The sequence below is a fragment of the Vibrio tarriae genome, from assembly GCF_002216685.1.
Classification (GTDB): Bacteria; Pseudomonadota; Gammaproteobacteria; order Enterobacterales; family Vibrionaceae; genus Vibrio; species Vibrio tarriae.
In genome coordinates, this window is the sequence record NZ_CP022352.1 from 580,061 (window position 1) to 594,157 (window position 14,097).

General features: G+C 45.9%; 11 protein-coding genes, 1 pseudogene and 1 riboswitch. Of the genes and pseudogenes, 8 read left to right on the forward strand and 4 right to left on the reverse strand.

Translation table 11 applies throughout. The annotated features are described in order from the left end of the window. Positions 1 to 31: 31 nt before the first annotated feature. Positions 32 to 1,201 (reverse strand): malate transporter, encoded by a 1,170-nt coding sequence (locus CEQ48_RS03125; protein ID WP_089070191.1) that lies wholly within the window; start codon positions 1,199 to 1,201, stop codon positions 32 to 34. Further along, entirely contained in the window at positions 1,201 to 1,974 is a 774-nt protein-coding gene (locus CEQ48_RS03130) for an outer membrane lipoprotein-sorting protein (RefSeq protein WP_000269387.1), read from the reverse strand. The genes CEQ48_RS03125 and CEQ48_RS03130 overlap by 1 nt, the downstream gene beginning before the upstream one ends. 180 nt (positions 1,975 to 2,154) lie before the next feature. On the opposite strand from CEQ48_RS03130, the gene CEQ48_RS03135 reads away from it, so the two are divergent. The 3 genes from CEQ48_RS03135 to CEQ48_RS03145 are packed head-to-tail and all read left to right on the forward strand — an operon-like array spanning position 2,155 to position 6,230. After that, on the forward strand, positions 2,155 to 3,156 hold the full coding sequence (locus CEQ48_RS03135) for an AvrD family protein (protein ID WP_089070192.1): 1,002 nt from the start codon (positions 2,155 to 2,157) through the stop codon (positions 3,154 to 3,156). Continuing rightward, the gene (locus tag CEQ48_RS03140; protein WP_089070193.1) at positions 3,153 to 3,875 is read left to right on the forward strand and encodes an ATP/GTP-binding protein; all 723 of its coding nucleotides are present in this window, start codon (positions 3,153 to 3,155) and stop codon (positions 3,873 to 3,875) included. Before CEQ48_RS03135 ends, CEQ48_RS03140 begins: the two co-directional genes overlap by 4 nt. Before the next feature lie 24 nt (positions 3,876 to 3,899). Then, positions 3,900 to 6,230 carry an efflux RND transporter permease subunit gene (locus CEQ48_RS03145; protein ID WP_089070194.1) on the forward strand — a complete coding sequence of 777 codons (2,331 nt, stop codon included), beginning with the start codon at positions 3,900 to 3,902 and terminating at the stop codon, positions 6,228 to 6,230. Positions 6,231 to 6,283: 53 nt separating this feature from the next. On the opposite strand, the gene CEQ48_RS03150 is transcribed toward CEQ48_RS03145, so the two are convergent. Further along, positions 6,284 to 6,958 carry a response regulator transcription factor gene (locus tag CEQ48_RS03150; RefSeq protein WP_089070195.1) on the reverse strand — a complete coding sequence of 225 codons (675 nt, stop codon included), beginning with the start codon at positions 6,956 to 6,958 and terminating at the stop codon, positions 6,284 to 6,286. 630 nt (positions 6,959 to 7,588) lie between these two features. Here CEQ48_RS03150 and speFL point away from each other — a divergent pair. From speFL to potE, 3 genes are all read left to right on the forward strand, one after another. After that, positions 7,589 to 7,705, forward strand: coding sequence for a leader peptide SpeFL (gene speFL / locus CEQ48_RS03155; protein WP_001893294.1), 117 nt, complete (start codon positions 7,589 to 7,591; stop codon positions 7,703 to 7,705). 341 nt (positions 7,706 to 8,046) lie between these two features. After that, positions 8,047 to 10,209, forward strand: a complete 2,163-nt coding sequence (gene speF / locus CEQ48_RS03160; RefSeq protein WP_089070196.1) for an ornithine decarboxylase SpeF — start codon at positions 8,047 to 8,049, stop codon at positions 10,207 to 10,209. Positions 10,210 to 10,276: 67 nt separating this feature from the next. Next, a complete protein-coding gene (potE, locus tag CEQ48_RS03165; protein ID WP_089070197.1) occupies positions 10,277 to 11,596 on the forward strand; it encodes a putrescine-ornithine antiporter in 1,320 nt (439 codons plus the stop codon). A 21-nt stretch (positions 11,597 to 11,617) separates the two neighbouring features. Here potE and CEQ48_RS19875 read toward each other — a convergent pair. Further along, a pseudogene (locus CEQ48_RS19875) lies at positions 11,618 to 11,750 on the reverse strand (histidine kinase). Between the two features lie 53 nt (positions 11,751 to 11,803). Next, positions 11,804 to 11,942, forward strand: a riboswitch (FMN riboswitch). Positions 11,943 to 12,056: 114 nt separating this feature from the next. Here CEQ48_RS19875 and ribB point away from each other — a divergent pair. Together ribB and CEQ48_RS03175 are read left to right on the forward strand one after the other, a co-directional pair. Next, complete coding sequence (gene ribB, locus CEQ48_RS03170; RefSeq protein ID WP_002045535.1) at positions 12,057 to 12,713, forward strand: 3,4-dihydroxy-2-butanone-4-phosphate synthase; 657 nt, start codon at positions 12,057 to 12,059, stop codon at positions 12,711 to 12,713. Between the two features lie 173 nt (positions 12,714 to 12,886). Further along, the gene (locus CEQ48_RS03175; RefSeq protein ID WP_089070198.1) at positions 12,887 to 14,041 is read left to right on the forward strand and encodes a chemotaxis protein; all 1,155 of its coding nucleotides are present in this window, start codon (positions 12,887 to 12,889) and stop codon (positions 14,039 to 14,041) included. Positions 14,042 to 14,097 lie beyond the last annotated feature (56 nt).

The following is a 14,097-nucleotide window of genomic DNA, read 5'->3' on the forward strand; positions in this document are numbered from 1 at the left end:
AACCTACAGCTTCAAGTAGGAAGGGTATAGGTTAAAAGTAGAATTCAGCTTTAATAGAGAGATAACTTTCACTGCTCAGGTAAGCCATCGGCTCATTATTGGCCATGGCAGATAAATAGTAACTCTCAGCCACCCAGCGCCAGTGATGGTTAATCCGACCGGAGGCAGTGAGTTTATAAATCTGCGAAGCATCCTCTAAATCAAACAGACCGGAGAGCAACAGTTCGGTATCACTCACATCGTTGGCTTGCCAACGTAGCCCTAAAAATAGGTCGTTGTCATAAATGGTTGCCGGGGCAGAAGTATCTCGGTTATCCCAAGTGTATTCCGCAATCAGTCCCAATTGCCCTTGAGAAAAACTAAAACCATACAGGGAATATTCAAAGCCAGCGACGAGTGTTCCGTAGGTACTGCCTTCTCCCGATTTCAGTGTTCCTTCCCCTTTGACTAAAAGATCATCCTTTGTCCATTGCAGCTCAGTGCCGAACTGAAAAATTTTGGCGTAACTTTGTTGCCATTCACTCGCTGCTTCTATCAGCAAGGGCTCACGGCTATTGCCATAGAAAGCGCTCAAGGCAATATCCAATTCATCCTGCCAGAAACTCACACGGCTCGCCAAATCGAGAGGCTGTTCGCCGTCAGGATAAAGTGCATCACGGCTTACAGGTTTAGTTAAAGCTCGCCTTTGATTGGGGTCACGCCACGTTCTGGTTTGATGAAATGGCAGTATAAGAAACTGCGTTTCTCCCCACTCTGGCAACCAGCGCATTTGCAGCATAGGTTGCCCCATTTTTTCCTCGTAACCCAATGCGATGCGCCCATCATACTGATTCACAATATTGACGGGTTGGTAGACTTCCGTAACGCCCCAATACACCAATCCATAGCCAATGAGCCACTCAGTGGTTTCCGCAGCATAGGTCAGGTTTGCTTCCCGAAAATTGATCAACCCTTGTTCGGATGGTGCTTCGTATTCCATATAAGGGGTGACGTTTACGGTCCACCCTTGTTCATTCCACCAAGACATTCTGGGTGCAAGGATTAGGCTTGCTGCAAAATGATCACAACACGCCGAGCTGGGAGAGGACTCTTGATAAAAGTCCGCAGCAAGGCCGATATACCCTTCAACTTTCTCCTCGGCGCCGGAGAATGACGCCCAAAGAGAGAATGGCAATAGGGCGTAAATCAGTTTGTTCGCCATCAGTTATGCCTGTATGCATTGCGAAGTTGATTCGGTTCAAAATAAGAAGCGGGAACGTCAACACCCAGCTGCATGTTTTGCCAAATCAGTGTTGAGCTGCGCTGGTTTTGCAGATTGTCCATTTGCGCGAATTTGGGTCGCCAGTAACGCTGGTTAAACTGCTGATACTCCGTTAAAGAAAGCTGCTTAAATAAGCTGCCTTTACGGTCGTAATACTCAATCTTTCTGGGTTGGTAGATGGATTGGTCGATCCAGGCGACCAGTTTGGAATAGCCAGAGTTTTCATATTGTGGGTAGCACGCCAATAGCCAGAATTGCTGGCCGTTTTCCGTCTTTTCCTCAATTAGCTCGTAACGATATTTATCCAGTTCCCAAGAACTCATGTCTTCATAAGCGAATTCACTACCCATAAATGGACCTGAACGGTTATTGGATGAAATGCGTTTAACCCGTTTGACCGAAGGCAGGTAGAGCCATTGATCATCCGCCTCAATCGCGTGGCTGAACGTGAGTAACGCGGTTCCCGCAATGTCCAAAGGTGCTTGAAAATAGGTCACGATTTTGTCGCCATCGTTCTCTTGTTCAATTCCTTTGATCATCAATTGGCGCGTCACGGTATCACCATTCGATGCACTGATTTTCATTTGAACATCAGCGGTATAAGAGAGATAGCCACTATCTCGATTCACCATTTCCGTTGCGATATCTAACCCTGACAGAGTTTGTTGTGCCATCACACTACTGGAAAGTGCTAGCAACATGGCTGACCACATTCTCATCTTCATTTCCTTATAAAAATCCCAATCTCGCAAGCAAAGTACCGGAGTTCGGAGAAAGTGGAACCTGTCCAAGTGGACAGGTTTAAGATCTGAGTGGACAGGGTAAAAATAGAAGGGCAATAGGTAGCATAAAAACTCCAATACACAAATTGTTACGTAAGGAGTTTTTATATTATGGAATTAGAACTGATTAATCTGAGAAGCCAAGGAAAAGAAATCATTGCAACGATTGATGATATTCTTGGCCCTGCTGAACAGCGTTATTTTGGTGAGGGTTATAAGCGCACTCAGTATCAATGTAGTATTCATTATCAAGAAAAACACGCTCAGGGATTAATTAGCGTTTCTTATAAAAATGATTGGTCTAAGAAAAAAACCAAAGAACGAAAGCCGCATTTGAGTACGATCGATGCATTTTTAATTGCAGGCCAAATTTCTTATGGTCTTATTAAGAGAAGCTTCCATCTTTCTAAAGATCAAATGGCACAATCATGGATTAGAAATATATCCATAAAAGCAGGGGCAGAAGCTTTGGAAAATTTAGACTCCGTCATTGTGAATGCTACTTTGATTAATTCTGAACCATCTATAGACAGTATGTTTGGTATGCTCAGTCGTGTAAAAACAACATTAGATAGTATGGAAGTTGAAGTCATCATTGATCATTCCATCGGGAAGTTGAATCTTTGTGAATTATCTTCAGAAGATAATGATGAATATTTTAGCGATGATTTCCGTCTTAGACGCTGTCAATTGGAAAATAGCACATTTAGCGACTCCGTCTGTGCGGTTTCCAGTGAATTAGTTTTCCAATGCCCTGAAAAACAATCTGTTGGTGCTATGGGGCAATACCCTAATGCATTAATGATGGTGGATTGGCTTACCTGTTTTGCTCAATTAGCTCAGCTCATCATGTACCGACTGGATAACTTGGATCGTAGTAATACTCACAACCTTTGGATGCGCTCAGTTTCTGTATCTACACCATATCCCATTATCCCTCGTCGTAAGCACATACTTACATTGAGAAGTTTAAAGAATGCTTTAGTCAGCAAGAATGACCAATCATGGCGTTTATCCACGGTATCCGGCTCTGTTGCGGGACACCCTGAGTTCAACTTAACAGCCAAGCTTTGCCACCAATTACCACAGATGCCACAAGGAGAAGTAGCGTGAAAATTGCCATATCAGGAACCTATTCCACAGGAAAGACAACATTAACCGAAGCGCTTTCTATCGCTACTCAAGTACCACGTACTCAGGCAAGAACAATGCGTGAGATCCTTCCGGATGCTGTACCTGGAAAAACGCTAGAGCAGTGTAACCCTGCTGAGTTGCTTAATTTAGGTTTAAGTCGTTTAAGTGAACGAGTTGTCAATGAAGAGCGGTGCGGTAACAAATTTTTCTCAGATGGCTCATGTTTACACGAATGGGTTTATGGGGCTGCACGCCTTGAAACAGGAATTAACCCTAACGACAGTGATTTAGTGTTGGCTATAAAACGTTTAATGGGGAAACCTTATTTATCGGTTCATCGTGGTTATATTGATGCATTTGGAAATGTCGCTAAACGCCATGCTAAGAAGACGTATACAAAATTTGTCCATTTGCCCATTGAATTTGATCTGGTAGCTGATGGTCATCGACCTGTATCAGAAAGATTTCGACAACTTTCGAATGATCTTCTTTTATCAACAGTTAAAGAGCTGAATATTCCCTATATCACAGTAGGTGGGGATCTTCGAAACCGATTAATTACGATTGCTGAGCATTTTAATTTGCCAATCTATGTTGATGTTGATGAAGCAATAGAAATGGCAGTAAAGAAAGTGAAAACAGAAGCGATTGCGATAGAAAATTACCGACTTTCTATTTTGTCTCCACAAAAAGCTTAAATAATATATAGGAAATAATTCACCATGGAAAAATGGACAACGCCCAGAGCTTGGCTAGTTATAATGGCGTGGCTTGCTGTTATGGTTATTGCTTTTATGGGGCTAGGTAAACTCAGCCTAAATAATGATTACAAAGTCTTTTTTAGTAAGGACAACCCAGACTTAGTGGCTTTCGAAGCAATTGAAAATAAATACAACAGCAATGACAGCGTGTTGATTGTTGTACATCCAAAATTGGGTGATGTATTTCAGCCGGAGGTATTGCAAGCGGTATTGGAACTTACCGATTACGCATGGCAAACCCCGCACTCATATCGTGTGGATTCGATAAGCAATTACCAGTACACCTATGCGAAAAATGATGATCTGATCGTTGAAGACTTCATCACTCAGGCCAACTTGAATCAGCCTCAAGGCTTACAAGAGAAGAAAGCGTATGCGATAAAGCAACCGGAGTTAGTGAACCGCTACTTGGCTCAGGATGCACACTCGACAGCGATTAATGTGCTCGTCAGTTTGACCACCGAAGGGCAATCTGAAGAAGTGCGTGAAATTGCTCAATTTTGGCAAGACAAGAAGCAAGAGATGCAAGCTCGCTATCCAAACCTTTCTTTCTACTTGACTGGGCAAGTGATGCAGAACGATGCGTTTGGTGAGGCCGCCCAACGTGATATGGGGAGTTTGGTTCCAGCAGCATTACTGCTGATCATTGTTGGAACGGGCATTTACCTACGTAGTGTCTGGAGTTCAGTCGTGATGACACTCACGATCGTCTCATCCATCTTTATCGCTTTAGGATCAGCCGGGTGGCTTGGTATGGCCATTACCTCGCCATCGGCTTCTGCTCCTTTGATCATCTTAACGATGGCGGTAGCGGATTGTATCCATTTCCTCCAAGGATACCGACAAGGGATTCAAAATGGGCTGGTGAAAAAAGACGCGCTTCAGTACTCCATGCGTAAACACCGCTTACCGATCATTTTGACCAGCTTGACCACCGCGGTGGGCTTCCTTTCGATGAACTTCAGTGATTCTCCACCGTTTAACGATCTGGGTAATATCACGGCTATGGGTGTGCTCGCTGCCATGTTGTTGACCTTATTCTTGGTCCCCGCATTGCTTGCTGTGCTGCCGGTAGGCCGTCAGCGTAAAGTGAAACCGCTGCCCGTTTCAAACCCACAAGGTTCAGCAAAGCCACTAGAGCGTATTGCTCAGTGGTCAATGGTCAAACCAGTGTTGAAAATCGCGGTTGTTGTGGTGTGCAGTCTAGTTGTCGCCGTGAATATGGTTCGCAACGACATTGATGACACTCTATTTGAGTATTTCGATCACTCTTATGCGGTGCGCCAAGCGAATGATTTTACCTATGCGAATCTCACTGGTGTAGCGAGTATTCAATACGCGATCAGACCGGAAAAAGGAGAGCTGGTGACATCGCCCGATTTCCTGAACAAGCTAGACCGCTTTGTGGCAACCGCGCGTGAAACACAGGGTGTTTATCATGTGCAGTCACTCACTGACATCATGAAGCGTTTGAATAGCAGCTTGCACAACGATGATCCGGCTTTCTACCAATTGCCAACGGATCCCGATTTGTCTGCGCAAACCTTGCTGCTTTATGACATGTCTCTGCCTTATGGTTTAACCCTCAGCAATCAAGTTGCACTGGATAAACAAGAGCTGCGAGTGGTTGTGACGGCGAAGAAGATGTCTTCCAACGATTTGGTGAGCCTTGAAGCAAACTTACGCCAACAATTGTTAGCTCTATTTCCTGAATCGAGCGTAAGCCCTGGAGTAAGTGCCGACATCATGTTTGCTCATATTGGTTACCGTAATAACGTCAGCATGTTAACGGCATCTGCGGGAGCTTTGCTGGTGATTTCATTGCTCATTGGCCTTGTGCTGCGTTCGGTACGTTTAGGCTTAATTAGTCTGTTACCTAACGTGCTACCTGCTTCCATCGCATTTGGTCTGTGGGGCATTCTGGTGGGCGAAGTTGGGCTTAGTCTATCCGTCATTGCGAGTATGACATTAGGTATTGTGGTCGATGACACTATCCATTTGCTCTATCGTTTCCATACTGCGCGTAAAGAAGGGCAATCAGAAAATGAGGCGATTGTGGCAGCAATCAGAGAAACAGGTGTCGCCATTATCGGTACCACTTTGGTGCTCAGCGCTGGTTTCTTGGTGTTGGCAAGCAGCAGCTTTAAGATGAACGCCGATATGGGCTTGATGACGGCCATTACAATAATGATTGCACTTATCTTGGATCTCTTGTTGGTTCCTGCATTACTCAAAGTCACAGGACAATCGAAGAAAGTGCTGAGACAGCAAACGCAGACTGCCTCAGTTTAGCAATGTATCTTGATGATAGGCTTAGGAATTTCTAAGCCTATCCATTTTGTTGTTTATTCTTTGTACCAACCGAGCTCAATCGCTTTCGCAATCGCATGGGTACGATTATGCGTTTCCAGTTTCCGATAAATGTTTTGCAGATGGTACTTCACTGTGCGTTCACTGATGTTCAATAGTCGGCTGATTTCCCAGTTACTTTTTCCTAGCTTTAACCATGGCAGCAGTTCGCATTCTCGATCGGTTAATGGATTGAGAGGCGGAGGTAGATGCAACTGCTGTGCTTGGTGTGCGATAGCGTCTGACGCACTATACAAATGGGGCGTGAGTAAATAGAGCGTATCGATTTCATCACTGGATGGGTGCCTATTGCCAAAGGAAGTCAGAAAAATCGCTTTCTTTTCGCCATGTTGGCCAGCGAGAAGTAATCTTTTTCCGTAATCGGGATGATTATAGGGATCCATTAAAGCCATTATTCCTCGTCCAGATTGCAGTACTGCCGCGACGAAAGGATCGTTTTCTGCTCTTTTATGGCCAAAGCAAGTAGAAAATTGGGTTGGAGAGAATCCATAGCAGAGTGGTTCTAGAGGCGAACGCTCTCCAAATGTGCCTAATATGCTGAATTCAAATGAAATGTCTTTTTTAAGCTCATCGAACCAATGGTGTATCGATGCTGAGTTTTCTGCGCACCTAAGTTGGTTGGCTAATTCAAAAATCCGATGCTTATCCATAAGCTATTGTGTGTCCTAGCGATTGGGTGTTGAGTTGTAACATGAAAGAAAGGATCTCGTTCTTCTTTTCCCTCTGTTTATCTCATTACTACTTGAGACTGCAGCCGTGTTGGCGGCAACGTCAAGTCATTTGGGTACATGCCGGAGTGACTTGAAGTGCAATCAGTTGCGGCATTGTGCGGCAATTTTTGCTAGGTGAGCAAGTGCCAAATATTGGTTTCCTTAGATTACACGCATTTTGGGGTGATACGAATGTTGTACAGTTCTTTTGATGGTGGGTAGCAGGATGTCACGTCAAATTGAAAAATAGCAGTGTTATTGAATGTAATTAAATATGTGGTATTTGTTATTAGAGTTGCATTTTTTCTCTTTGTTTATGGGGTGATAAATAGTGTGTTGTGCTGTTTTAATGCGGATTTTGTAATTCAATCAACGTATAAATAGGCGTCTATATTGAGGTATATATGGTAATACCTATTATTGTTGGTAAATAAATCTAAAATATATATCTATGCTTATTAAGGTGTGATGATGGTCAAATTTTAATTTTTCCTTGGGGTATAGAATGCGCCTGCTTTCTAAGCAAAACGACGTAAACTGGTTTCTTGATTATTTGTAACGGAGTTGTATATGAAAAAGAAATCAAAAATCATGGCACACATTCGCAGGACTCGGCACATCATGATGCCGTCTCACCGTGACTACTTTGACTACTCTTTCTTTACCCAATCGACATCTCATCTGTAACGAGAGCTTTAGGCTGCTTGTCAGCTAAAGGTTCGTCCTATACCTGCTTTCCTCATGTTGAGGTATTAAGGCATATTCATTGATTTTTACGCCCTTTGGCGTGATGTGAAATCATGTTGGTTTTGCCTGCTCCTACCGTAACTGAGTGAATCTCTAGGTATGCCCAAGAAAAAATATCATTATTAAGCAAAAGAATATTCACTGGTTCTTAGGCTGAGGCTCTCCATTATTTCTATCTCAGCCTTTGTGACGGCAATATTTATTTTGCTGAGCGATTTCCTGCACGCTAAAAATAATTTGGCTTGGAATTCGTTTATTCAAAAAAATAAGAAAGGCTAAATATGAATTCATTAAAAATTGCTACGAGTTTATCGGTTCGCTCTTGCTTCACGACCCAACGTGAAGTGGTGGATGTACTGAAAACCGACTTCTGTGACATCGGTGCGGCGGTGGTTTCCGTCGAAGACGTACAAAACGGCGTCATAGATAAAATGAATGCGACCGGTTTGAAACTGCCGATCTTTGTTGCTGTGTGCTGCGAAGACCAATTCCCAGATGATTTTTGCGCTGATATCACCGGGGTATTTGAGCTGTGTGATGCCAAAGTCGAGTTCTACGGTAAGCAAGTGGAAACTGCCGTACGTCGTTATCAAGAAAGCCTGTTGCCACCTTTCTTTGGTACATTGAAAAAATACGTAGACATGGGGAACTCCACTTTTGCTTGCCCAGGCCATCAAGGTGGTCAGTTCTTCCGTAAGCATCCGGTTGGTCGCCAGTTCTTTGATTTCTTTGGTGAAACCTTGTTCCGATCGGATATGTGTAACGCAGACGTGCGTTTGGGCGACTTGCTGATCCATGAAGGCGCCCCACATGATGCGCAGGCTTATGCTGCGAAAGTGTACAATGCGGATAAAACCTACTTCGTACTCAACGGCACATCGGCCTCCAACAAAGTGGTGTGTAACGCGCTGCTGACACCGGGAGATTTGGTGCTGTTTGACCGCAACAACCATAAATCCAACCACCACGGTGCGTTAATTCAAGCGGGTGCGACACCGGTTTACTTAGAAACGGCTCGTAACCCATTTGGTTTTATCGGCGGGATTGATGCACACTGCTTTAACGAATCTTACCTGCGTGATGCGGTACGTAATGTCGACCCAAGCCGCGCGGAAGCGAAACGCCCATTCCGTCTTGCCATTATTCAGCTCGGTACTTACGACGGCACGATTTACAACGCGCGTCAGGTGGTGGATCGCATCGGTCATTTGTGTGACTACATCCTGTTTGACTCAGCGTGGGTCGGCTATGAACAGTTCATCCCAATGATGAAAGACTGCTCGCCACTTCTTCTCGATTTGAAGCCTGAAGATCCGGGCATCATCGTGACTCAGTCCGTGCATAAACAGCAGGCGGGTTTCTCACAAACTTCGCAAATCCACAAGAAAGATCACCACATCAAAGGTCAAGAGCGTTACTGCAACCATAAACGCTTTAACAACGCCTTTATGCTGCACGCCTCAACCAGCCCATTCTACCCGCTGTTTGCGGCGCTCGATGTGAACGCCAAGATGCACGAAGGGGACAGTGGCCGCTACCTATGGCGTGAAGCGGTGAAAACTGGTATTGAAGCCCGTAAGCTTCTGATGAAAAAATGCAAATACATCAAGCCGTTCATCCCACCAATGATCGAAGGTAAACCTTGGCAATCTCACCCCACCGAGCAAATTGCCGATGATTTACGTTTCTTTGAATTTGAGCCGGGTCAGAAATGGCATGCGTTTGAAGGTTACGAACATGGTCAGTATTTTGTTGACCCTTGTAAGTTCCTGCTCACCACACCGGGGATTGACCCAGAAACCGGCGAATACGAGCACTTTGGTATTCCGGCCACCATACTGGCCAACTTCCTGCGTGAGAACAACATCATCCCAGAGAAGTGCGATTTGAACTCGATCCTCTTTTTGCTCACCCCAGCCGAAGATATGGCGAAGATGCAGCATTTAGTGGCGCAAATTGCTCGTTTTGAACGCTTGATTGAAGAAGATGCACCACTGAGCGAAGTATTGCCGAACGTGTACCGTGCGAATCGCGAGCGTTACAAAGGCTACACCATCCGTCAGTTGTGTCAGGAAATGCACGATCTGTATGTCAGCCATGATGTGAAACAGCTGCAAAAAGAGATGTTCCGCGCGCGTTATTTCCCACGTGCGGTAATGAACCCACAAGAAGCGAACTTGGCCTTTGTTCGTGGTCAGGTTGAGCTAGTCCCACTGCGTGAAGTGGAAGGCCGTATCGCCGCTGAAGGCGCACTGCCTTACCCTCCAGGCGTGTTGTGTGTGGTTCCGGGAGAAATATGGGGCGGTTCAGTACAGCGTTACTTCCTCGCTCTAGAAGAAGGCATTAACTTGCTGCCGGGTTTTGCGCCTGAATTGCAAGGGGTGTATCTGGAGCCGACAGGCGAGGGACGAGTGCAAGCCATGGGTTATGTACTGAAACGTTAATCGGGGCATCGGGGCAGAGGTTTCTGCCCCGATGACAACACGAAAAGACCCATAGAAGGGGAATACCATGAGTAAATCCAATAACAAAATTGGTGTAGTGCAACTCACCATTCTGACCATCGTAAACATGATGGGGTCGGGCATCATTATGCTCCCGACTCAACTTGCCCAAGTCGGCACCATTTCTATCTTATCTTGGTTAGTCACTGCCGCAGGCTCAACTGCCTTGGCGTTTGCCTTTGCAAAATGCGGTATGTTCAGTAAAAAATCCGGTGGTATGGGTGGTTACGCCGAATACGCGTTTGGCCGCAGTGGCAACTTTATGGCCAACTATACCTATGCTGTTTCCTTGTTGATCGCCAACGTGGCGATTGCCATTTCCGCTGTCGGCTATGCCGATGTGCTGTTTGATTTTCATCTCACTCCGATTGAAACCTGTATTGCGACTATTTTGGTATTGTGGGTAGCCACTGTGGCCAACTTTGGTGGTGCGCGTATTACTGGCCAAGTCTCGAGTGTCACTGTTTGGGGCATCATCATTCCGGTGATTGGAGTATCGATCATCGGTTGGTACTGGTTTGATTTTGACTTGTATCGTGCGGCATGGAACCCACATGGCTTGCCATTCTTCCAAGCGCTCGGCGGCTCAATTGCAATGACGCTCTGGGCATTCTTAGGTTTGGAGTCGGCGTGTGCTAATGCTGATGCGGTGGAAAACCCAGAGAAAAACGTACCGATTGCGGTCATGGGCGGCACCTTGGGGGCTGCGGTGATTTACATCATCTCGACCAACGTGATTGCTGGGATTGTACCAAACGCCGATCTGGCTAACTCGAATGCACCGTTTGGTCTGGCTTTTGCGCAGATGTTTAACCCAACCATGGGCGCGATTGTCATGGCGTGTGCGATCGTGTCTTGTACTGGCTCTCTGCTTGGCTGGCAATTTACCATCGCGCAAGTGTTTAAAGCCTCGGCCGATGAAGGTTTCTTCCCGAAATTGTTCTCTAAAGTGACCAAAGCCGATGCTCCTGTGGTGGGTATGCTGACCATCGTGTGTATTCAAACCGTGTTGAGTTTGATGACCATCAGTCCCTCACTCAATAAGCAGTTTGAGGCGTTAGTGAATTTGGCGGTCGTGACCAATATTATTCCGTACATCCTCTCTATGGCCGCGCTGGGCGTGATGCAAAAGCAGCTCAATGTGCCTGTCAGCCAAGCGAAAGTGGCCAACGTGATGGCCTTTATTGGTGCCATGTACAGCTTCTATGCGTTGTACAGTTCAGGTGAAACCGCGGTCATGCTTGGTTCGATTGCGACCTTCTTCGGTTGGGTGCTGTACGGTGCGATCTCGCGCTCACAGCAAAATACCCCGTTGAAACACGCCTGATCAGGGTTAAAGCTTAAGCCATCAGGTCAACAGCGCAGCGAGTCTGCGCTGTTTTTCTATCCGCGCGGTTTTCTCTCTGATGCTTCTGTTTCATCGACTTTTCTTGCTCAAAAACGGTGATATTCAAAACAAGTTTATCCATAACGCTTTTCAGCGCCTGTTGAACTGACTACACTAAGCGGCGTTTCAGAATCGTCTGAAACACAACAATATTCTCAGGGCGGGGCGAAATTCCCCACCGGTGGTATGCCGCAAGGCGAGCCCACGAGCGCTCGATTCGTCGAGGTCAGCAGATCTGGTGAGAAGCCAGAGCCGACGGTTACAGTCCGGATGAGAGAGAATGACAAACACACTGAATCTCAAGGTGCGGCGTTGCTACATCTTTCGGTTTTCAGTGCTTTTCGTTTTGGATTTTGATCCCTCATAAGCCCTGATTCTGGTCATTTTTTGGAGTATTACCATGAATCAGTCCTCATTACTTGCCGAATTCGGCGACCCAATTACTCGTGTAGAAAACGCACTGCAAGCCTTACGTGAAGGGCGTGGTGTGCTGCTGCTCGATGATGAAGATCGCGAAAACGAAGGCGATATTATCTACGCAGTAGAATCTCTTACTACAGCGCAAATGGCGCTGATGATCCGTGAATGCAGCGGCATTGTCTGTTTGTGCCTAACAGAAACACAAGCCGATCGTTTAGCCCTGCCGCCTATGGTGGTCAACAACAACAGCGCTAACCAAACGGCGTTTACGGTATCCATTGAGGCCAAACACGGCGTAACCACGGGAGTTTCCGCGCAAGATCGCGTCACCACCATCAAAACCGCAGCGAACCCACAAGCAAAGCCAGAAGATTTGGCGCGTCCCGGCCATGTATTCCCATTGCGTGCTCGTGCGGGCGGGGTATTGGCGCGCCGTGGTCATACCGAAGGTACGGTCGATTTGATGCAGATGGCAGGCTTACAACCAGCCGGTGTGTTGTGCGAACTGACCAACCCAGATGGCAGCATGGCAAAAACGCCCGAAATCATCGAGTTTGGCAAACTGCACAATATGCCCGTGTTGACCATTGAAGATATGGTGCAATACCGCATTCAGTTTGATCTAAAACTGGCTTAAAGTTCCACATAATGAAAGCCCATGATTCGTCGCTAACACATGGGCTTTCATTATTCTTTTCTGTTGTAAACTCTTTTTATTTCAGCTAAATCCACTTTATGTATCGGTATTCTTATATTTTTCTGACGTAATAGTGCTAGCATTGCAGCCAATTGTTATACAGGAGGTTGTGTATGAGTTTTCGCCATATAATTACCAGCATCATGGCATCGCTCTCCTTGCTACTCGGTGGGTGTTCTTTATTGGAAGTGAAGCTGGATAGCCAAACTACGCCATTGACTCAGCAAGAGTTGAATATGCGGCTGATGACTCGCGAATATGCCCACCAGTTTTTCTCTGCGGTCGAGCAAAGTGCCGATCAAATCGCTGCGCAATATGAAGCGCAAGATAAGTTGCATCAATCCTATGTCTTACTCTGGAAAATCAATGCGGAAGAAGGTTTACAGCGTTCGGCTTATCAACTTTCACCCATGGCTGCACTGATTGATAGTTGGGTATTTACGCAACAGATGGACAATTTTTTCCAAACAGGGAAAGGGCAATCTATTTTTAACGGTGAGCAGGCTAAGCAAACGGCAGCCCGATTAACTCGCGATATGGAGCAATTGGCTCAGTCGTTGCTGAAAAAAGAGCGTTATCAAACGACGCAAACCTTTGTGAAATCTTTTGCTGTCGCGCACCCTTTTACTGATCTCACTTTCACGCGCACTCCGGCTTATCGAGCTTGGTTGCAAGAGAATCAGATTGATGAAGCGCAAGCCATTTCCACATTGGGAACTATGCCAGAAGCGATGAGTGATGTTTCGGATCGGCTCAGTCTAGTATCGGAACAGACCCCGAAAATCATGACGTGGAAAGCGCAGTTGATTGCGATGAATAGTGCGCTGAGTGGCGAGCAATTGACGGAAACGCTACAAAGCATTCAAGCTTCATCCGCATCATTTCAAGATTTCGTGAATAATAATCCTGAATACATGCGCAACCTTGCAGAATATATGGTCATTGAGCTGCAACCCTTGGTGGAAGATATTGACCAGAAAACCCAGCAACACTTGGATAAACTCAGTGATGAGCGAGCGGCGTTGGAGGTGATGGTAGCCAGAGAGCGAGCTGAAATCGCGGCGATTATCCATACCGAACGTGCACAATTTGCCGCCGATATCGATCAGATTTCGCAGAATGTGTTGGCGTTAGCGATGGATAAAGTCACGCAATTTATTAAGAGCACCATCATATACTTTGTGCTGTTTATCGGGGTGATCTTTTTTGCCCCGCTCGGTCTGGGTTACTGGCTGGGTAAACGCTCTACTGGAAAACGAACAAGCTAAGTTGTTCTGTAATAGAAAAAGGCGGGATTCCCGCCTTTTTGCTTGTATGCTACCAA